Origin of the sequence: Bradyrhizobium sp. CCBAU 53421, from assembly GCF_015291625.1 — a bacterium.
In the GTDB taxonomy this organism is placed as follows: domain Bacteria; phylum Pseudomonadota; class Alphaproteobacteria; order Rhizobiales; family Xanthobacteraceae; genus Bradyrhizobium.
This window is the reverse complement of record NZ_CP030047.1, coordinates 7,540,311-7,560,889: the sequence shown is the minus strand read 5'-3', so window position 1 is coordinate 7,560,889 and position 20,579 is coordinate 7,540,311. Positions and strand designations below refer to the sequence as shown.

13 protein-coding genes and 1 pseudogene are annotated in these 20,579 nt (G+C 58.0%); 8 read left to right on the top strand and 6 right to left on the bottom strand.

The window, feature by feature from the left end:
* The first annotated feature begins 262 nt into the window (after positions 1–262).
* The 4 genes and pseudogenes from XH92_RS35340 to nolL all read left to right on the top strand — a co-directional run bounded on the left by XH92_RS35340 (position 263) and on the right by nolL (position 7,548).
* On the top strand, positions 263–1,561 hold the full coding sequence (locus XH92_RS35340) for a glycoside hydrolase family 28 protein (protein ID WP_194456243.1): 1,299 nt from the start codon (positions 263–265) through the stop codon (positions 1,559–1,561).
* A 267-nt stretch (positions 1,562–1,828) separates the two neighbouring features.
* Positions 1,829–2,821, top strand: a complete 993-nt coding sequence (locus tag XH92_RS35335) for a pectinesterase family protein (RefSeq protein ID WP_194456242.1) — start codon at positions 1,829–1,831, stop codon at positions 2,819–2,821.
* A 209-nt stretch (positions 2,822–3,030) separates the two neighbouring features.
* Positions 3,031–5,310 carry a hypothetical protein gene (locus tag XH92_RS35330; protein ID WP_194456241.1) on the top strand — a complete coding sequence of 760 codons (2,280 nt, stop codon included), beginning with the start codon at positions 3,031–3,033 and terminating at the stop codon, positions 5,308–5,310.
* A gap of 1,123 nt (positions 5,311–6,433) precedes the next feature.
* Positions 6,434–7,548: pseudogene (gene nolL, locus XH92_RS35325) on the top strand (nodulation factor fucose acetyltransferase NolL).
* Positions 7,549–7,709: 161 nt separating this feature from the next.
* Here nolL and XH92_RS35320 read toward each other — a convergent pair.
* On the bottom strand, positions 7,710–9,053 hold the full coding sequence (locus XH92_RS35320) for a carbohydrate porin (RefSeq protein ID WP_246787884.1): 1,344 nt from the start codon (positions 9,051–9,053) through the stop codon (positions 7,710–7,712).
* Positions 9,054–10,438: 1,385 nt separating this feature from the next.
* Between XH92_RS35320 and XH92_RS35315 the strand changes: the two genes are divergently transcribed.
* A complete protein-coding gene (locus tag XH92_RS35315) occupies positions 10,439–10,960 on the top strand; it encodes a hypothetical protein (protein ID WP_246787882.1) in 522 nt (173 codons plus the stop codon).
* 240 nt (positions 10,961–11,200) lie between these two features.
* On the opposite strand, the gene hemN is transcribed toward XH92_RS35315, so the two are convergent.
* Both hemN and XH92_RS35305 read right to left on the bottom strand, forming a co-directional pair.
* On the bottom strand, positions 11,201–12,535 hold the full coding sequence (hemN, locus tag XH92_RS35310; RefSeq protein WP_194456239.1) for an oxygen-independent coproporphyrinogen III oxidase: 1,335 nt from the start codon (positions 12,533–12,535) through the stop codon (positions 11,201–11,203).
* 805 nt (positions 12,536–13,340) lie between these two features.
* Positions 13,341–14,057 (bottom strand): sulfite exporter TauE/SafE family protein, encoded by a 717-nt coding sequence (locus XH92_RS35305; RefSeq protein WP_194456238.1) that lies wholly within the window; start codon positions 14,055–14,057, stop codon positions 13,341–13,343.
* 344 nt (positions 14,058–14,401) lie between these two features.
* On the opposite strand from XH92_RS35305, the gene XH92_RS35300 reads away from it, so the two are divergent.
* From XH92_RS35300 to XH92_RS35290, 3 genes are all read left to right on the top strand, one after another.
* A complete protein-coding gene (locus tag XH92_RS35300; protein ID WP_194456237.1) occupies positions 14,402–14,665 on the top strand; it encodes a hypothetical protein in 264 nt (87 codons plus the stop codon).
* A gap of 274 nt (positions 14,666–14,939) precedes the next feature.
* Positions 14,940–15,179 (top strand): hypothetical protein, encoded by a 240-nt coding sequence (locus XH92_RS43320; RefSeq protein ID WP_246787881.1) that lies wholly within the window; start codon positions 14,940–14,942, stop codon positions 15,177–15,179.
* A gap of 461 nt (positions 15,180–15,640) precedes the next feature.
* Positions 15,641–16,366: a LuxR family transcriptional regulator gene (locus tag XH92_RS35290; protein WP_194461570.1), complete on the top strand. Its 726-nt coding sequence runs from the start codon at positions 15,641–15,643 to the stop codon at positions 16,364–16,366.
* A 272-nt stretch (positions 16,367–16,638) separates the two neighbouring features.
* On the opposite strand, the gene XH92_RS35285 is transcribed toward XH92_RS35290, so the two are convergent.
* From XH92_RS35285 to XH92_RS35275, 3 genes are all read right to left on the bottom strand, one after another.
* Positions 16,639–17,361 carry an outer membrane protein gene (locus tag XH92_RS35285; RefSeq protein ID WP_194461569.1) on the bottom strand — a complete coding sequence of 241 codons (723 nt, stop codon included), beginning with the start codon at positions 17,359–17,361 and terminating at the stop codon, positions 16,639–16,641.
* A gap of 578 nt (positions 17,362–17,939) precedes the next feature.
* Entirely contained in the window at positions 17,940–18,245 is a 306-nt protein-coding gene (locus XH92_RS35280) for a hypothetical protein (RefSeq protein WP_246787879.1), read from the bottom strand.
* Between the two features lie 1,067 nt (positions 18,246–19,312).
* A complete protein-coding gene (locus XH92_RS35275) occupies positions 19,313–19,687 on the bottom strand; it encodes a NolY (protein WP_194456236.1) in 375 nt (124 codons plus the stop codon).
* Positions 19,688–20,579: the final 892 nt, after the last annotated feature.

The window sequence follows — 20,579 nt, the reverse complement described above, 5'->3', positions numbered from 1 at the left end:
CTCGAACCGAGTGTCGCACGCCAATTGAAGACGCACCTTCGCAGCAATAGCTGTACCTGCCGCTCAAGTGCGTGCCGCCACAAGGTGTGATCTTTTGCGGAACGCTCATTCTTCATCGCGTGAACTCGCAAGACCTAGGTCTTTTTTGCGTCTTATAAATGTCATCTTGGGTTGGCCTGTGAGGCGAGCTGCGGCTGGTTGGTCAGCGCTCAGCTCAGGACAACGAAGCGGCGAGGATGCTCGCGGCAAAGAGATGAGGTTAATGACAAAGCATTTTCGCGAATGGACGCTGATGTCCATCGTTGCCACCATGGTTGTCTGCCCCAGCGCAAAAGCGCAAGATCGGCGCATTGTCGCCGAGCCCGTTGCACCTCATACGGTCTGCGACCGCCCACTGCCGTCTGGCAGCAACGATACGGCCAGGCTACAGGATGCCATCGACCATTGCCCCGCCGGTGCTGCGGTCTATCTCGGGCGTGGCGAGTTCCGGTCGGATCCACTCGAGATGAAATCAGGCGTGACCTTGTGGATTGGACGCGGTGCAACGCTTTTGGCTGTTCCCGAGCCAGCTGCGTACGACAAGGGCCGCGGACAGTGTGGCCGCATCGCAGGTAAGGGCGACGGTTGCCGGCCGTTGATCAGCTTCTCCAAAACGCGCGGCGGCGGCATTTATGGCGACGGCATCATCGATGGCCAGGGCGGTGCGCCGATGGTCGGCAGTGCCGAAAGCTGGTGGCAGCTGGCCCGCCGCGCGCAAGCCGAGGGCGGTAGTCAGAACGCTCCGCGTTTGATCCAGATCGATCATGCGCAGGACATCACGCTTTCTGGTGTCACCTTGCGCAATGCACCCAATTTCCATGTCGCGATGAACCGGGTCGAAGGTGCCACGGTCTGGGGTCTGACGATCGATACACCGGCCGATGCCCGCAATACCGACGGCATCGACCCAGGCGCCAGCCAGGATGTGACCATTACCCACAGCTTCATCCGCACTGGAGACGATAACGTAGCGATCAAAGCCGGCGATAATGGTTCAACTCGCCATATCTCCATCACCGATAATTATTTCGGGTGGGGACACGGGATGTCGATCGGCAGCGAGGTGAACTCTGGCGCCAGCGACATACTCGTGCGCAACCTGACGCTGGACGGCACGACGTCCGGCCTGCGCATCAAGAGCGATGTCAGCCGGGGTGGCCTGGTCGAGCGCGTGACTTATGAGAATGTGTGTCTGCGTGGCAACCGATGGCCGGTCGCGTTCGATACAAAGTACGATCCACATGCCCAAGGCAGCAGGATTCCAGTCTATCGCCAGATCGTTCTGCGCCATGTACGCGGCGACAATGGTGCGCTACTGATGCGCGGGTTTGATGAGGGCCATGCGCTTGACGTGACGCTAGAGGATGTTCGATTTGCCGATTCCGCGACTTGGCAGCTCGAACATGCGAATCTGACAGCCGATCATTCTGACGTGTCGCCGCCGCTGCCCGGGCGGGCCAGAGAACCGGTGCCACGCGATTGGCAGCGGTGCGCCAGGGCATTCCGAGACGGTAACGAGTAAGCGAAACAACTCGGTGCCGAGCCTTAAGACCGGTTAGGTCTGCCTTGATAGGGCTTTGACTCGCTGGTCTTGCCAATGGCGAGCATAGCGCCGGCGCCTTATTGCAGGAGTCCGACAGGCGTGACCCCGGTCGGATGTTTCGGCTGTCGCGCGAGATTTCCGGTTCGGGAAGAAACGTTGTTTGACCATACTCGGCTGCCAGGTCGCGGCGACGAGGTGTAGCAATTGTATCAAGCGTGCAGCGGCCCCGATAACAGGTGAGATCACATGCGGATTTTCGCGCTATTCGCTGCGGTTCTGGCCGGATGTTTCTGCATCTCGGCCGCCCATGCTCAACCCCTTTTGGTCTCGCATGCCGAGAGGGCAGCCTATCACTCCGTGCAGGCAGCCATCGACGCATTGCCGGCCCAAGGTGGTGATATCCAGATCGCACCGGGCATCTATCGCGAGAAGGTCAAAGTCTTCAAATCCGGTGTTCATATCAAAGGCTCCGGCAGGAAGCCGGATGATACGGTCATTGTGTACGGTGACGGCGCGATCAACGTTGGAGGAACCGTCCGTTCTGCGACGCTGGACGCCTCAGGCGATGACTTCCGGCTCGACAACCTGACGATCCAAAACGATTACTCGCTCAATTCGGCCAATCCAGCTTCGCAGGCCGTCGCACTGTCCGTTACTGGAGACAGGGACATCATCAGCCGCGTCCGCCTGCTCGGCGCACAAGACACCTTGTTCGCCGCCAAGGGGCCGAACGGCCGGATGTCGCGACAGTACTTCTTAGATTGCTACATCGAGGGACATGTCGATTTCATATTCGGCAATGCCAAGGCCTATTTCCGACACTGTGAGTTGCACGGTATCGCCAATCAGGCGGTCGTCTATACCGCGCAGAGCAAGGCAGCGCCGGACGAGGACAGTGCTTATGTGTTCGATCATTGCAGACTGACTGCCGACTCCGCCGCGCGGGATGTTGCACTTGGCCGGCCTTGGCGCCCCTATGCAACAGTCGTGTTCCTATCGACGAAGATGGATGCACCGGTGGTCGCGGAAGGCTGGCGCGAATGGGCTCCGGGCAAGACCAATTCGCTGAGGACGGCCTACTATGCTGAATACAAATCCACAGGTGTCCGGGCCAATCCCGCAGGTCGCGAGCCTTATTCGCACCAATTGACCGATGGCGAAGCCGCGAAATGGTCCCTGGACACGTTCTTCGGAGGTGCCACAGATTGGCTGTCGGCCGGACCTTCCAGATCGGAATAAAGGACGGGGCACGGCCGCGCCAGCTTCTTACGGCCCCTCCGAAGAAGCCAACGCAATCGGCATTGCCGGCTGTGAATTCTCGTTCTCGTCAGCTTTTCGAAAGCTGGCTCCCATAAAGATTCGGAATCTGACCTCGCTTCACAGCTGCCGCTTAGCGGCCGTGCAAGCGTGTGGATTGCGCAGGGCCTATACACCACAAGGAGAGCAGGATGGATCCAGTCGACCCATTCTTCGATTCAGGCGCTTGGATGGAGGCCTATGCCGCCCGACAGGGGCGAGCGGGGCAGCAAGGGGGCAGCGCAAGCCAGCAAGGCGATTTTGAGCGGCGGATGGAAGATTTGCAGCTCGATTCGCCTGATGAGAGTTCCGCAAAGTCGAGTTCGCCGGACCAGACTCCCGCAGGAGCGGGACGGGCAGTTCGACGGGACGAGCTCGGCGGTTCGATGCGGGTGCCGCCACGCTCGGATTTTAGGGACAGCGCGCGGGGCGATGCGCGGCGGAGCTTAGACATTCCCCGCTTTCAGCTTGATGCTCCGGCCCAAGTGCCGCAGTCCGGTTTGCGCGATGATCTGTTCAGCAGCGCGCGCTACAGCTTGCCGGACGCGGAGCCTGTGGTTCAGGCCAGGAGCGCTAAAAGCCGCGGACTGTGGTCGCGCTTCAAGTCGGAAATCGGCAAAGCCTTTGGAGGGAGTAGCAAGTCCTCGCGGGAGGCCGCGCAGCCGGATGCTTCCTCGACGAGTTTTCGCGTCGATTACGCCAGACAGCCGGGCCGGACGCGCGGGGTCGATCCGGAGGACGAGGCGCTCATCAAAGAGTTTAGACAAAGAGCAGTCCGCAACCGCACCGACGGCACCGCAGCCAGCAACCTCACCGACGGCACCATCAGAAATGCGGCAGCCGACCTGCGCATTTTGAGCGCGCGCCTCAATGACAACGATAGGCCCTCAATTGCGGATCGCATTCGCCTCGAGATGGAAAATGCGCAACTGGAAGATCCAGAGGTGGAAAACCGCCAACTGGAAGCTGAGCTCGACCAGGATGTCGACACTTATGCAGCGGACCGCGCAAGGCGTATCAAAGCAGCCTTGAAAAAGCTCCGTGAGGTCTGGGCCGGAAACACCTTGTCAGCCGATCTCCGTCGCCTGGCTCCCCATGGCACTGACGCGACCCTCATCGGCAGGTGGGCCGCGGCGGAAAAGGCGACACGCAGGGTTGAGCCGGAGACGATCGACAGGCAGGCCCGCCGAATGTCGAGGCTGAGTGAATGGCTGCGAACGCACGATAAGCAGGCCATCGCCGGCCGGCTCTTCACCTCCGGGCTGGATCAGGATGTCGCGGAGTATAGGCAAGAAACCGACGACGGCAAAATCAAAGCTGATTTGCTCAGGCTTGGTCGCTACCAGCAAATCCTCGAGGCGAACAGGGCCCTCGGCTTGCACCCTGCCGAGGATGCGGGGCAGCCTGTCGCCGAAGGCGCCCGACGGGCGTACTCGCCGCAGGAGGTCCCGGCAACGCCAGCCACGCCCAGTGCGGGAGCGTGGGATTGGCTTGGTGAGCAGATCCACGGACCCAGCTCGTCACTGCCAGTGCCGCATCACGGTTGGCAGGCCAGTTCGTCGCAGCAGCTTCCCGCAACATCGGCCAGCCCGAGCGCCGGGGCTTGGGATCGGTCCAGCGAGCAGATCCTCCAACCCGCCGCACCTGTGCAAGCGCCCTATTGGATCCCGCAGTCCAATCTGCCGCACGGGCTTCCTGCGACTCCGGCCAGTCTAAGCCAAGGAGCCTGGGATTGGTTCGGACAACAGATGCAGGAACCCGCCTCACCATCGTCGGTGAGGCCTCGCTCATCAAACATCTACAGCGGTCTGGATCCCTTGGTTGATTTGGATCCGTCCACGCCGCACGACTTGCACGATGATGCACGCTCCGCGCCCGTACCTGAATTTCGCAGAGCGCCGTCATTCGCTGGACCGTCCGGGGGCGCCCAGGAACTGCGGGATATTGGGGCCGTCGTTGGCTCGGATTGGCGTCACGGCTCCCAAGCGGCCTCGGACGTGTTGGTTGACGTCCTCGGCAACATCAATCTGCTGCCAAACCAGTTCGGGCCAAGTCAGTTTATGATCAACGGCGAGCGCTACTCGGCTACATTCGGACCAGGCGGGCGCACGGATGTCCGCCTGATCCATCATCCGCGCCCGAGCTACCTTGATGAAGCTGGGCCATCCCGGCCGCTTCATCATCCACCGCAGATCGTCCAAGCCGAGCAACCCCGTGAGGGCCTACGGGACCTTGGGTACTTGATCCGCGGCGGATGGGAGCACCGCGAGCGGTTCCTTCCGCCTTACCTTGTCCGCGTCCTGCAGGGGGAACGCATCATGCCGCAGGCTGGGCGTCCAACCTATTTCCAGATCCGCGGCGTGTCCTACAGGGGCGAGTTGGATGAAAGCGAGGGGCGCCAGCGCGTTCGCATCTATCCTGAACGTGGCTGAAGAGCGCAGGTGGACGGCAATCTCAGGCGCTCGGCGGGGCAGCTCGCGCGAGACGTTCTACAGCCCGGCCCTTGACAGCCGATGTATCCATTCGAAGTACTGAGATGGGCACCGCCTGAGCGGTCCAGCCTCCCGTTTGTTGGTGCAGCTTGAACGCGGCCTTCTCTATCCCTCAGGCTTTCACAAATCTTCCGCCGATCATCTTGCCTTAGAAGCCGTTGCTCAGTAAGCGCAACTGTTCGAACCACTTCGACCGCCACAGTCCGGAGTGCGGACGACGCGAGCGTCTGGTGGATGTGGGAACGCTCGCCAACAACTCGGTTTGCTGACGCCGGCTACTCGTGAAGGCAAGGTCGAATACTTTCGGAAGGAGGCCCTGCTGCGCAACCTACATATATTTAGGCCTTCATGCTCGAGTAGGGTATTGCCGCTATCCAAAATTCTCGTAGTGCGTTGCAAACACTTTTTCCGGACGGGACACCCAGCAAGGTGACCGCTCGGTCTGGCAGCGGATCGAAGTGAGGCAGCACCACCTTAAATCGGTAAACCGTCGTATAGCTCGTTCCCCCTTTCCTTATAACGATCTCCCACCTCGATATAATTGGCTATTTGCGTCCTGTCAGCTATCGGAGCGTAGAGTTGCGATGGCAATTACCTCCACGATCATCGGTCGGATCGTTCCATGGAGCAAAAGCTGCAGCAGTTGCTTTTCATACTAAGTGGTTGGCAGCCGGATACCGACGTTCGGCCGTTCAGCCTATTTCTCTCTTGGATCGGGTATCCCGTGCTCCGGTCTAATGCGGCATCTCATGAAACTTGACCCTAAGAACAGTCGCCATGATGTGGTGTCTTCTCGGACGCCGCCAGACCACGGCCGACCTTCGCACGCCTAGTTCACCGGCACCCGATATTCCAGTTGACCTGAACGGCTAACTTCAAAGCAGCGTTCCGGAGAGTGGCCCTGCGACATTCGGCAGGGATGTCTTTGATGCCGGCTCAGAACTCCAAATTGATGAGCATGATAGACCGACGACCTGATGATGCAACTTCCGGCCAGCACTTGGTCGCGGCAGCTACCCAACGTCAGACGGATCTCCAGCTCATTGGATGAAGGGATGTCGAGATGGTTGATACATTGCGAAATGTAACTGGGTCGACTGTGCCTGGTACGCCAGAGGATAACGATCGCGATCTAGCTTTCGATTTCGACAAAGGAGTGCTCATCATTTTGGTGATCGTCGGTCACCTGATCCAATATATCCTCTACCGAGATGAGGGATTCTGGGATTCGCCACTATTCAAATGGATCTACATGTTCCACATGCCTCTCTTCATGGCGATAAGCGGATATCTTTCTTGCCGAGCGCTGTTGCGAAAGTCGTTGATGCAAGCCGTCGGTGATCGGGCGATGCAGCTCTTGGTGCCCATGCTGTTTTGGGGCGCTCTCCTGGAGACGGCAAAGTTAGCCGTGCTTCCCCGCGCCCCTGACGCATCAGGCAACATTTTACAGCTTCTAAACGATGTCGCCGGCACATACTGGTTCATCTGGGCCGCGCTCGTTTGTTTTCTTCTCGTCAAAATTCTTTCGATCTCCAATCATTGGTCCCCCTGGATCCTATTCTTATCGGTCATCCTGGTTGCACTTGCACCTCTGACATTCTCCATATTTCCTCTCATAAAGTACACTTACCCGTTTTTTTGCTTGGGTTTCTCATTTGCGCAGTCAAGAGACTGGTGGACGAGCATAACGCGCGCTTACAAGCCGCTCTTGATCATGTCTGCCTCAATAGCCGCACTGGTGTGCTTTCTGGCCTGGCGCAAAGACACTTACGTCTACAACAATCTCGTCCTGGTCAAAGATATGCAGTCGGCAAAAGACGTGCTTCTGAGGTTTTTTGGCTCAGCAGCGGCCTCAGCCATCATGAGTGAGCTCTTCAGCAATGCTGGAGAGTTGGCCGCTCAAATCGAGTGGTCCGCTTTATCGCCGTGGAAATAGGACAGAGCACGCTGGTGCTGTACCTGATTCAGGGCACGGCATTTCGTCTCATGGATTCGATACAGTACGCAGAGCCATCGGATCTCACATCCAAGTCGGCCGTGGCGGGAATTCTAGGGGCTGCGATTGTTCTCGTCGCGCTAATGGTGCGCCGAACCGTGCGCGACATTCCCTGTCTGTCTCAGCTCATTCTTGGAACTTCACCCCCGCGCTCTATGTCCACCGGGGCAGCCTGCGGATAAGTAGCTGTAGCCGAAATCCGGTCTGGAAGCTCTTAGATCATGGGATAGCAGGCCCCATGGTTCGTCTCCTCACAGCGTCTCGCCGGCGCGCCGGCAGAACTTTGCGCGCAGTTGTTTCGAACCGAGAGTTTGGTAGCAGAATTGGTGACATCCTCACTGATCTAGAAAAATATCAGCGTAGACACCAACAGATTGAGGGCGTGCTCCGTTTGGGGCATGTGTGTGATGCTTGTCGGGTTATGAATGTAGGACAGTCCGAGGCTTCCATATATCCCCGGGGCGATATGCGCGGTATAGGTCCCCGTGATTGCTGTGGTATCGTGATGCGCAAGCTGGCCTTTGGCCAAGGCAGCATCCACCGCAAACCTGCTCCAGGTCGTGTTGTTGGCAACCAGAGCGATCAAATCACTGGGCCGACTGTCAAACAGTCCCTTCGCATAAAGACGAAGCTCGTAATACTGGCTGATCCTGTTTACGTCAGGCGGAGCTCCCATGATGGAGAATCCGCCATAGATGCCGCGAGATGGCGTCCCCTCAACATCACTCTGCCAGAGCTGCCTGTCAGCAGCGATGTAATGAAAGTTATTCCCGCTCTCTCTTTGTTGATCCGGATCTGCCAAATTCCTGTAGCGGCTGCTGTTCAAACCAATGCCGGCCCGCAGCCAGGTGTCGGGAACGCCAGGAGCGGCCTTGCTCTTGTAGCCAAGTTCATCAATGAACAGAATGCCGGCATTGGTTGTGCTCCAATTCAAACCCGAAGGATTTTCGGTTATCTGCGCATAGGGACCATCTGGACTGATTGACCGCTGCACGGAGACTTTGTTGTACCAGTGATCATCAAAATTGTACTTCAGGTTGGCGGCGGGCGTTGGCGCGGCGTTGGTGCTCATCCCTGCTTGGAACAGGGCAAACATGTTTGATCCTGAAATTCCTCCGAATAATGTGCCGGTGAACTCATTCGCATTTCTGAGATAGCCTAGTTTGAGTTCGAATTTTCTGTCGAGGAACGTTTGATAGTAGGCGAATGTATTCAATCCTACTCGGTCCGGTCCCGGTCGTTTCCATGTCCAGTATTGCTGCTCGGCTCCAACGACAATCTGTCCATCGGGAATACCAAACCGGCGCAGATCATAAGTGACGATCACGAAGTTCGTCGTAGCAAACGTCGGATTCTGCCCCATATAGAGCTGGTTGGCGATGCTGCTTCTGGCCGCATTCGGTAGCTGGTTGTTTGCAAAGGTGTTGTGCGTCCAGCCGATATAGCCAATGCCGACGTCGGCCAGTACGGATCTAACGCCATGCTTGTCCTGATCAATTGTATCAGCAGGGCCGGGTATGTTGAGCCAGATCCCTTTTTCTCGGAAAGCATCAAAGCGTGCGAAGGGGTCGATCGTCTTTCGCGTTTGCGTCTGAGCAGCCCGACCGGCGCTGCCGCGCTTTATGAGAGGCAGGTTGGGAGCTGACGCCAACGCCGAGGCATGAAGTCGAATCGGCTGATTGACCACGCCGGTCCGGAGCTTTGTAGCCATATCCGGGGGCGTTAACGTTCTTCTCTTGGTGGCTTGGTCCGCAGCGTTGCTCTTGGGGACCGGCTCGTCAGCAGTTTGTGCCGAAACGGGGGCGCCGACCAAACAAGCCGCGAGCGAAAGCGCAACGGCAGGTCGCCGTTGCGGCTCGCTTGATCGCAAAATGCAGGCAAATGCTGCGATAGCCGAAGATGTCCGAGGCGTCGTCGCAGCAACAAAGCAATCACGCACAGTCTACTTCGCATCCTTGTTTTGCGAGCCATGAATGGATTGAAAGTCGGCCTCTCTGGCTCAGAACGGACCTCCCGAGCTTTGGCGTCTGAGGGCAAGAGGACGACGCCTCATGGGCAGGACGTCTATCCCAGCGAGATTCACTAGACCTGGCGACTTGGTCGCGTGTGCATCAGGCCGGATTTGCCGAGAGTGAGCAACGCTTGCTGGCTGAGCGAGAACCGTTGGCCGCGAGCGCGCGGCGCCGCAGCTGTCCTCGCCGCCAAAACAATTCGAACTTCGACTTTGATCCACTATGAGGTGGAGGATTGCAGCCTTGCCGAGCATCTTGCTTGAAGTGCCTTTCTCGACGAAGTGGCAGCCACCGGAATGCAATGCCAGCCAAAGCGGAGCCGTAGCTTCGTGAAGCTGTCCTGGTATCGTGGTCCGCCAAGGACGAAGCGATCGTCGACGACCGCGATTTCCACAGAGCCTTGGAATTTGTTCGCGCAGCGATCGCGTCACAACGTCCACGATGGTGGCCCACAAGAGCGGGGGAAGCAGGTTTCGAGCTGCTTTAGTGGCTGTGAGCGAGAAGTTGCTAATTCCATCCGCTGCATTGGCACGGACAAATATGTGGTGCATTCCGAGTGCCTGGCTGTGATCCCGTAACGTTCGTGGGCCACGCTTGCCATGTGTCCGTCGTCTCGATCAACCTGCCAGGATTGGTAGTTGGCCATGCTCAACACTTGCCGCTCCAATGGTATGGTGGCTCGAGCGCCAGCTATGGCGCCTTTTCCGTAGCGCCTGGCCGCGAAGTTGCCGGCCTCGGCAGCACGGAAAGCCGAGAGTCCGACTTTGAGGAAAATAGCGGCCGGCTCGCATCAGGCGTCGGCAGGGTACAAAATCTGCAACGTTATCCTGAATGATGCGAAAATGCTCCGCCAGCCCTGTAATGCAGGAGTTCCCCGTAGGGTGTCCGCTTTGCCTTGGTCAAGACGGCCCGCTTCATTGGAGCCAAGGAGGCAAATGGTCGGCGAGTAGAAGAATATTGTTGGGGCGGCCGAGGCTCGCTGGGATGCGTGAGCATCGCGAGCTCTCGCGTCAACCAAGAAGTCTATCGAAACGGTGAAGTCGGGCAAGGAACGATGGAGATGGTTGATCAGGCGGCCGCTTCAGACTTGCGGCCGCTTTTATACGGCTCGTCAGGGAGAATTCGCTGCGGTTTGGTGTTTCTCGTCCTCGTCGGCTTGTGTGCGGCAGCAGCCCATTTTGGCGGCGGCCTCGCAGGGCTTGTCGAGACGCCGGCAGCCGGGCTCGCAGATGCGGCGGCGGGCCTGTCAGCGCAGGACAGGATATCCCTAACCGAGATACGTTGGGCGCAGGAGAAGGCGAGCGAGGATATCGCAGAGCTTAACCGGTACATCGATGCTCAGCGGAAGGACCTCAAAGCGATTTTAGATCAGATAACGGTGCTGGCTTCGCGGATTGATTCCTTGCAGAATTCAGCAGTTGTCCCTTCTGCTTCCTCCGTTATTTCTTCGTCGCCCCCACAAGCTGCTCCGAGCCCGGCCAAGAAGCGCGCCGAGAAGCGCGTAGAGCGGTTCAAAGCACAAGGCCCCGTTTCCGTCGGAGGTGCGCCAGTGATCGCAGGACAGAAGAGGGGCAGGCCTTGACATGTTAAGGCTGTTACAGGCGTGGCCGAGTCCTTTAGCCGCACCCACTGAGGTCAGCCGTACGTTTCGCAAATTGGCTTGTTGCGATAGATAGCCGAAGCCTACGAACGCAACGTCGTCACCAAGGTCACGCTCGCCGAGGTGATCCGCATCAATGCAGCCGACCGCATTCCGGCGCTTGTCTCGATCATTCGTCCGCAAACAGCGGTGATGCATCGAAACCGTGCTCGGATCCGTGGCTTAGTAGGGTGTGCGGTCGAGATGAGCGTCGAATGCGGCAGCGACAGCGCGCACGACAAAACGGTGCTCGTGCTTGACGCGGATGAATCCGTCCTGGATCTGCACTATGCCGTCCTCGGTGAGCATTTCCAAGCGGTCGACTGAATCGAGAAACCCAATCGGATCAAATCCGTGGGCAGCACAGAGTGCCGGCACGTCGGCCTCCAGATCGCACATCAGGCGCTCGATAATTGCGGCCCGCAGCCGATCTTCCTCGGTGAGACAGCAGCCCTTCGATGTCGCCAGATGGCCAGCTCTGATGTGCCGGCTATAAGTAGCGGTATCGGCCGCGTTCTGGACGTACCCGTCACCGAGGCGGCCGATGGCTGACGGACCAAGGCCGATCACGGTCTTGCAGGTATCAGCCGAATAACCCAGCGAGTTGCGGCGCAGCCGTCCAGCTTCTTGTGCCAGCGTGAGCTCGTCGTCCGGCAAGGCGAAATGGTCGAGCCCGATTTGGCGATAGCCGGCAGACACCAGCGTGTTCGCCATGGCCGCAGCTTGCTCGACGCGGGCAACATTGTCCGGCAGTGCCGTCTCATCGATCTGGCGCTGACGTTTGATATAGGAGGGCACATGGGCATAACCGAAAACCGCAAGCCGGTCGGGTCGCATGGCCACTGCCGTCCTTGCCGAGTTCACACAGGACTGCACCGTCTGGTGCGGCAGTCCGAAGAGCAGGTCAAAGTTGATGCGGCTTATTCCCTGCTGGCGAAGACTTTCGACAGCAGAAGCCGTCTGCGTTTCGCTCTGAAGGCGGTTGACCGCCCTTTGAACATTGGGGTCGAAGCTTTGCACACCAATGCTCGCGCGGCTGACCCCGGCTGCCCCCAAGCTTCGCGCCATCTCGGTCGTGAGCGCGCGCGGGTCGATCTCGATGGCGACGCTAGCGGACGTGCTGAAGGCAAAATTGCGGCGTAATAGCTCCATCAGAGCCAGGAAATCGACCGCCGCAATGCTGGTTGGCGTTCCGCCGCCGAAATGCACGTCGTTGACGGGCAAGGCGCGCGGCAGTCGCTCCGCAACCAAACGAATCTCCTCCCGCAGCGACGTCAAGTAGTTGCGAACCGGCCGTTCGCTGCGCGCGAGGCTTGTAGGAAACCCGCAGTACCAGCAGATCGACCGGCAGAACGGAACGTGGAGATAGAGCGATACGGGTTCGTCGGGCGGCAGCCGGTTCAACCAAGTCTGACAAGTCCTGGCGCCGATTGTCGTAGAGAAATCCGGTACAGTTGGGTAGATGGTGTACCAAGGCAGGCGAGCATCGCAATATTTGTTCAGGAGTGCGGTCTGCAAGGCTGGCTTCCCATGCTCATACAGCCGCGTAAGCTGGCCGATGCGCCCTCCTGTGTCTTTGAGTTATGTCAACTGGTCCGAACTTAGTCGAAATCGGAATTCCGTTCTCGATATCACGGCCTAGGTGACTGACGTGGCGTGAGAGATATCCAGGGCCGAAGGCTGCGCTGCGAGCGTGGATGTGATCCACCATCTCGACCCATCACCGCGAGGCAAGCGACATCCCGCGCAGGTCCGGGTGGAGTGGCTTCTCGTCGCTCACCTTCCGTCGCTATAGGCGGCACCTCTCGGATAAATGCCATGAGCAGGACGCGTCCGGCCGGAGATACCATGGACAAGAAGTAGATGAGGCCGGCAAGCGCGAGATCATACAACTTGACGCTACGTGAGATTCAAGGCCCTTGGAGCCGCGCAGAAAGAATTTCTGACGCCACGCCTAAAAAAAGCACAGGCCTCATTTCCGCCACGCTGCTTGTCTCATTGCCGCAAGCATCGTCACGGATGTACTGATGATGTTGGGGCGGACCCGGCGCACTTCCAACCCCGGCAAAGTGCGTCGGGGCGCCTTGGCTCGGCGACGTGCCATCGCCAATACAAGCAGCTCACCAATTCACAACCAAGTGTCAGGTTTTGCTAATCCCGGATGCGAGTCCGACCAACTGCTCACACGCGATCGCTATCTGACGATGCGTTGCTGTCCGTCTCAGCGCTTTATGTCGCTTGTTTTTGCGCTTGCTTTTACACTTATCAATCGTCGCAGGATTATGCAGTTCAGGCCTTCATTGGTCGCGCTTCAGCTGCGCGATCATGCGCAAACCAATTGGATACCGGCAACGAATAGAACCGCCACGAGGATGAACCTGGCGGTTGTCTGGCTCATCCATTTCAGGCCGATCATCGTGCCTGCGACGGCACCCCCCAGCGCGGCGACTGCGTAAAGCCAGAAATACGAAGACGGAAATTGACCAGCGAGAAGAGCTCCAACGAAGCCGATTGTGGAATTAGCCAGAATAAATGGGGGCGACAGCGCGGCGCTCTGCTTCGGAGACGCCCAGTTCAGGGCGATGAGCGTCGGGGCGAGGAACACTCCGCCGCCGACGCCGGTCAGGCCGGAAACCAGGCCAATCGCCGCTCCAATGCTCACCGTTCCCCAGATCGGATTTTCGCAAATGCGATCGGCGGCGCCTCCGCGCCGCACGATCATCACGGCTCCTGCCAGTAGAAGGACGACCCCGGTCAGCGTCTTGTAAATGTCTTCTCCGAGCACCATAAGGCCACCGGCAAACGCCGCCGGCACCGATGAGAGCAGAAGCGGACGCAGCATTATCCAGTCGACAACTTTGTTGCGGTTGAAGACCCATGTAGCATATGTCGCGACAACAATGTTGAAACCAAGCGCCGTCGGGCGCATCTCTGTCGACGGCAGAGCAGCAAAGGCCATTAGCGCGAGGAATGCAGTACCACCTGCCTGGCCAACGGTCGTATAGAGCAGTGAGATGATCGCCAGGACCAGAGAAAACATACTTCACCGGTTTTGCGATGCTCTTCGCCTTGGTTGCGAACCGCATCAAGGACGCGCTCTCGAGGCGAGATGCAATTGTCTTTCCCGCGGGGCTGTTGCTTTGAATGCCGCGTTTAGTCAGAATGCGCGGCCGGACCGATAGTCAATCCAAATTGCATGATGATTGCCATGTGTCGATCGTCTCCATCAATTGTCAAGTTTGGTAGTTGACTGGACTGCGCAAGACTCTTGCAGGTGGATGGACAATGCATGTCGGGTAGACGGTACTCCCGGCCTCGCCTGACCCACGGTTGCATTCCGAACCGTACACATGCAAGGTCGGGTGCCGGTGATCGGACCTGCGTTTGTCGTTGATTTCTGATCGGCCGGCCTCTGTGCTTTCAGGCCAGACGTTCGCTGCGCTTGGGACATCGACGCGTTGGAGGGGCTGCCGTCGCGAAAACGGCGTTCTTTTTGATCTGGATCAATTTGTGCCGTGGCTCGCGCAAATGGTGCTGTCGCGTTTCCTCCTGATGTCACGATTGCTTCAATACGCCACGTACTGGAACCGCCCGTTTGCCAAGCCCTTGCTTCCACGAGTGATTGTGCAAGCAGAAAAACTGGTATGACACTTGCTGGTCCGATCCCAAGTCCTCTCCCTTCTGGAGATGCACATGCAACGTGTCCTCTGCGTCAAGGAGCTCCCGCGACATCGCGTGTCGTTCGTTGCAACGTTGACGCCACTTCTATTCGCCCCTTCGATTTATTCGCGCCGGACCTGCACGCCTCTCAGAGACCACGCATTGATGCCAGGTCATCAGCTCTTTGGGCTTCTGCTGCATGTTGCTTATCGATCGCGTCCTCGACGCCGCGGAGGGGTGCAGGATCGGCTAGGGGCTGGCGATGCGAATTCGCAAGAGGGGCAAGAAGAATGACACCCCTGGCACCGTCGCCGGCAAGCAGAGCATTGACGCTGACATCACCCAGTTGGAAGCCGGCGCCCGCGAGCGGGTCGGCGTGCCCTGGCTTACCTCGTTCAGGAAGCTCAGTGCCTATAGTCTGCTCGTGCTCGGCCTTGACATGCAGCCAAGCTTCATTCGCGCCGGACCTGGGTTTCGCGCGTCCCAATCTGACCTATGCTGACGCTGCAACCGGTCGTACGGTTTGGTTCGTATCGCCGGCTGAACCGTTAGGACAGTCGGATTTCCTCAAATCCGCGAGCCACGCATGTGCGTCAGAGATTGAGAGCGCGGCCCAATCAAAGTGGTCGACCCTGCGGCGACTCCGAGATTGCCAGCACGTCACTGGCGAGCCGGGTAGACCACATTGAATGAGCATCGGCGCTACGGTTACGGCGCGTTGTTCGGATTCAGACACAGGATGGCAGCGACGCCTCGGCTGTTTGACGGAGACGATCACGCAGCAAGCAGTGCGCGGCAGGACACCGAATTCAGAAATGGCGTCTGGGCAGCATGCGGGTGCTCCAGACTTCTCGTAGAGCAAACCCGGGAGTTCAGGCCATGGAATCCAACTTGGCTCCGCCTGAAACAAGCGCAATCGAACGCAGCGACACCGACCTTGATCGGCGTCCTCAGCCGCCGATCATGGATCGTTTTAGCTTCACAGAATGCGCAAAGCAGACGCATTCGCTCAGAGCGCTGTTCGAGCTCCTTGTAAACTGCGCCACCGAAGAGGGGTTCGGTGAAGTTGCTTATGGCGCCCTCAACTTCGTTGAGCCACTTCGCCTGGCGGAATATCCACCCCCAACCGTGGCCGTGAAGTGGCCACCAGATTGGTGCGAGCGATACTTCAAACGCAAGTATCACACCATCGATCCGGTGGTGCGGCGGACGCCGATGCTGTCGCGGCCGTTTTTGTGGGATCAACTCGCCAACCACTATCAACTTCAACCAGACGAGAGACGCGTACTGGACGAGGCCAGAGAAGCCGGCTTGAAGCACGGTATGAGCGTGCCGTTGTTTGGGCCGCTGGGCCGAGTATCGGTGGTGTCGTTTGCATCTCCATCCGACGATGTTGATCCTCAGGACCGCATCGGCCATCTCAACGCATTGGCTTCGCTCTTTCATACCGCCCATGGCGAGATCGCACGTCCCTGCAGTAGCGACGGAGAGAGGAAGGCGGCCCTGTCGCAGCGGGAGATCGCTTGCATGCGGTGGGTGGCGGACGGAAAATCGTCATGGGAAATTGGGGTGATATTGGAAATCAGCTTAAATACCGTCAATTTTCATATCAAAAATGCGATGCGAAAGTTGGGTGCGATCAACCGGATCCAGGCAGTCGCTATTGCGATCCGCCTCAACGCTCTTTGAATTGCTCACTCGAATGGGGAGCAGGCGCCAGCGGCTAATTGTTGCTCGCGCTTCCGTTGAGGCCAGCGGTTGCAACCCCCTGGTCCCGTCGGATCGGAGCTCCTCAACGAGTGTTGGAGCAGGCGATCGGTTTCATCCAGCCTATGAGCCAGCTTGGACGACTGGTGTTTCGAAAAAGCCAGCAGGGTGCTTGTTGATTAAAGGAAACTTGAAGAAGAACCCCGACCGACGGTCGGGGATCTCGAGTCGACGCCGCAAGCGTCCGGATATCGCTATTTGCCAAGCGCCGGGCTGAACTTGTAATTGAGCCGTGCCGTGATGAGATCGACGTCCTGGTTGACGCGATCGCCGCCGGATCCTGGGAAGAGCACGCTGCTGCCCTGCATAAACAAGTGGTCATACTCAACGCCAGCCGACCAGCTCGGTGTGAGGCTGACTTCGAGCCCTGCGCCTAGAGCACCACCCCAACGCACATCGGCGTTCCTGGCAATCCCGGCTCCGGTAGTCACTGAATTGATGTGATAGGTGTTGCTTGTCACCGCAGCACCGCCCTTAGCGTACAACAGAACAGCATTGAACGCGTAGCCGATGTGACCGGTGAGCAAGCCGAACGCATCCGTCTTGGTGCCAATGACGTCTGCCGGGAAGGTTGTGCTAACATTGGAGCCGTTGAAATCGGCCCAGTTGCCCTGACCTTCGATGCCATAGACTGTATTGAAGATCTGCCAACGATAGCCAATCTGCCCACCGATGGTGGCTCCAGCCGATTTATGGCAGCCCTCGGGAGTGACGCCGTTGAAATCCCAGCAATTGTGGCTCGATCCCCAGCCCCCATTGATGCCGATATAGTAGCCGGTCCAGTCGGTAACTGAGGGGGCAGCCGGCAGCGGAGGCGCTTTGACGTTGACGGGCTGCGCGGCGAAGTCCGCGCCAAATGCGGGAGCCGCCGCACCGAGTGCGCCGATGCATGCAGCCAGAATCAGCAAATTCTTCATTCGAGTGATGTTCCTTTCGATGCCCCCCGGCGCTGTGCGTCTTAACAACATCGCCGCGAATTGCTGTAACTGCAGCACAACATTGCTTTGCAAGAAACGGGTCGAATCGAACGCTGCGTCAGATTGTTGGGCGCGCATTCATCGCCATGCACAGCCCGACCAAGATGCTCTTAGCCGATAGGCACGCACCGTGAGCGAAGGTCAATACCGCTGATCGCAACTCATGCACGATTCTCAACGGTCTCTGTGCGCCCGAGGAGGAGCCCAAAAGCTCGATGCGGCTGGCCTGCTTCTAGTAGCTAATTGGCCTCGTCCTTGCGGATGCGGCAGCGCCTAACGAGGCATTACGCTGAAGTTGTACAAGCGCGTCCCGAGTTTAGGGCAGGAGTAGAATCTTCGTATGCACAGCGTCATGCCAAGGAAGCTTGTCCTGCCTCGTCGTCGCTTACTCTGACCCTTAGCTGAAGTGCCCAGCGCTTGGAGCGTTGTACCCGCTGCATTAGTTGAGAAGCGGTTCGGGCATAATAGTCGTGGAGAAATAATGCGACAACGATATATCGAGGATGCTAACCTGCGACCTAAGATTGCGGAGAGCCGTGACATAGCTGATCGTTATTGCCGCGGAAGTGAGAGCAATCTTGCTGCTTGGCCGAGGCTGTCAATTCTGCGCGTAATTTTCGTATCGCCTCGTTCGCCAGATGCAAGGTATTCCGTTCGCCGTTCCTTATCGAACATTCCAGGGAAGCTCGCAATCGGCTATGAAGTAACGTCTTGTGATTATGTGCCAGCAGCGGATCCTTCTCGACAAAGCGCCACGCCTTGTCAAATGCGACGCTCACGAGAACCTCTGGCGCCTGCATCTGCTCGGATGAGATCTGATCCATCTCAAACTCCAATCGATATCTCGAATACGAAGAAGTCGCGTTGTCGAAGCATCGAGTGCCGGTGGCCTATCAAGCAAGCAAGAGATCGGGTCCGCAGGCGCGCTCGCGCATCGAGCCACTGTCGACGCTACAATCAGATTTATACAGACGCTTATTGAAGCGCGGATGACCGAACGTGGCAGCACCAAATTCAATTCGAATGATTCCGTATCACTTGAAGGCAGGCATGCGTTATCGCGCGCTTTCATGCCGAATTGCCCAAATTTGCTTGCGGTCGGTGGTGGTGGCTAACCCCAGAAACTAGAAGAGCGGGCCAGATTGGGTCGACGCTACGGTGGTAGCGGACGAGCTGACCTTTCACCACATTCGCACCCTCGAAATACGAAGCGTGTGAACCCCAGTATTGTCCGCTTTGTACGATTCGCCGTCTAAGCGCGTGACGCAGTCTGGACGGTGTTTGTCGGCGATCTAACATGATCGACGGCGCGCCCGTCCTTTCTGTTGTTTGACCCGTTCGCATGGCCGCGTGGTGTGACGTTTTACGTCAAGTGGGAGTGCAGTAGAGAAGGCGGTGACGAGATGCGGGGCAATTGCGATGATCTGGTTGTTGTTGTCCTGCAAGGAGCTGTGGAATGTAGTGCGTTGCGGGATGTAAGAGGTGCTGCCGCAACACAGGCGCCGAACCATCGAGGAAAACGTGCCGAACGAGACAACCATGCCTGTGCGTCGCCACATAGTTGCTTCGCATTCATTCGCTATGGTTGTGAAGTTAGCTGCGGAATATATAAGAGATTATAGATACGAAGTCCTTGATACAAGAAAGTCCAACTGAGATGAGAGTCGATGATGACCTCCGCGGCGCGATGGCGTCCTTTCGGACCCCGCTGTGATGCCGGACGGTTGCAATATGACAGGGCACGGAATGGCTCGCTCGCGAGACATAAGCCCACTGAATCTTAAGCCTTGCTGCGGTAATCGGGGGCGCAAAACCGCGGCGCGGCGTCGGCCCAGCTATGAATGGCGCGTTTCATCGCGTCCTCAACGGCCGGAGTACACCGAATCGAACGTCACTCCGCTGCACGCGACAAAATCAGTTTGGCGATCTTAATTCGGTTGGCAGGCGTACGCAGAGCCTCAGGCAAAGCTGCCACTGTTTGATCGAATAGCCGGCCCAAGACCTGAAGGTCTTCTGGATGATAGATGCCGCGGTCCGCTGACATTCGCGCTGTTTGCCCGTCGCCAGTGTGGCCATTGGTCTTCGCATCGCCGAGCTGACCGAGCGCAAGCTCCGCATTTATCATTTCGTTTGTGAGTGCGTTAAGCAGCCGGACCGCTTCGAGTTCGTTGCCTTCTTCGCCGATGAGGGCGGCAACGATGCCCAGTTGCAGTTCGATGCGGTGCTTCAGGTCATGTATACGCGAATTGGAAGGATCGAGTTCCACGGTGTTTCTCCAGAGTAATTAAAAGCAGGGCTAGGCTAAGTAAAGAGGTGCGTCGTTTGTCGCGTTCGTGGGGCTGCAAGCGCGTGACGAGAACGAATTGCCGCTGCAGAAGGCTGTGCACGCGCGCAGTCAGTCGCGAACAGCGCATAGATTGAGATGACCGCGGTGCAAGTTTGCAGAAAGCAGGTGAAGGCGGCCAGCGCCGAGTAGCACTGAGGGCGTGAGCGGAGTGAGAATCGCCGACCACGATGATGTAAGGGTCCGGTTCGCCTTGGCCGATGCCCAGTTCGCTTGTCAGAGATCTAGCCGGCGCACGCATGGACCCCAGCCGATAAGAGTACGCGAGAGCCAATCTCCTGGAGCGCCTTTAGCATGACGACAATTAGGTCGGCGACTACGCAGCAGATTGTGCGTGGGACGTTGCGATGCGCCATCCGACTATGAGTGGGGGGCACGTGCCGCAGTTTGTAGGATGGGGAAGTGTCATTGGCGATGCAGGCGCGCGCGGCTGGAGATGCCCGGTGACTATGCTCAAAGCAAACTGGGTTCATTGTCACACGTGGTTCGTGAAGGGTTGTTTTCCGAAAATCGGCGATTGACTATGGGGCATTTGGTTAAGAACGGTAAAATCGAAAGTTTTGATGGGATGCATCCAGCTCGCGGATAGCGCGCGCGATCGGGGGGATCCGCTCTGGAAGATGCATGAGGCCAGCAGCATAAGAATAACGATGGCTTGACATGCCGCCGCTCTCCAAATCAGTTCACCTCACCGGCTACGACATCGGCCGAGAGGCCGCCACGATAGTGATCGAGGCGATTCAGTTCTCATCGGTCTTTGGACCTCCTGCTGAATAAGGCAGGAGGTCCTAGATAAGCGACTTCGGGACATCCA

Bases quoted from the DNA above. Each gene is read 5' to 3' on its own strand.
- XH92_RS35340 (WP_194456243.1), top strand. From the start codon at position 263: ATGACAAAGCATTTTCGCGAATGGACGCTGATGTCCATCGTTGCCACC.
- XH92_RS35335 (WP_194456242.1), top strand. From the start codon at position 1,829: ATGCGGATTTTCGCGCTATTCGCTGCGGTTCTGGCCGGATGTTTCTGC.
- XH92_RS35330 (WP_194456241.1), top strand. From the start codon at position 3,031: ATGGATCCAGTCGACCCATTCTTCGATTCAGGCGCTTGGATGGAGGCC.
- XH92_RS35315 (WP_246787882.1), top strand. From the start codon at position 10,439: ATGGTTGATCAGGCGGCCGCTTCAGACTTGCGGCCGCTTTTATACGGC.
- XH92_RS35305 (WP_194456238.1), bottom strand. From the start codon at position 14,057: ATGTTTTCTCTGGTCCTGGCGATCATCTCACTGCTCTATACGACCGTT.
- XH92_RS43320 (WP_246787881.1), top strand. From the start codon at position 14,940: ATGCGAATTCGCAAGAGGGGCAAGAAGAATGACACCCCTGGCACCGTC.
- XH92_RS35290 (WP_194461570.1), top strand. From the start codon at position 15,641: ATGGATCGTTTTAGCTTCACAGAATGCGCAAAGCAGACGCATTCGCTC.
- XH92_RS35285 (WP_194461569.1), bottom strand. From the start codon at position 17,361: ATGAAGAATTTGCTGATTCTGGCTGCATGCATCGGCGCACTCGGTGCG.
- XH92_RS35280 (WP_246787879.1), bottom strand. From the start codon at position 18,245: ATGGATCAGATCTCATCCGAGCAGATGCAGGCGCCAGAGGTTCTCGTG.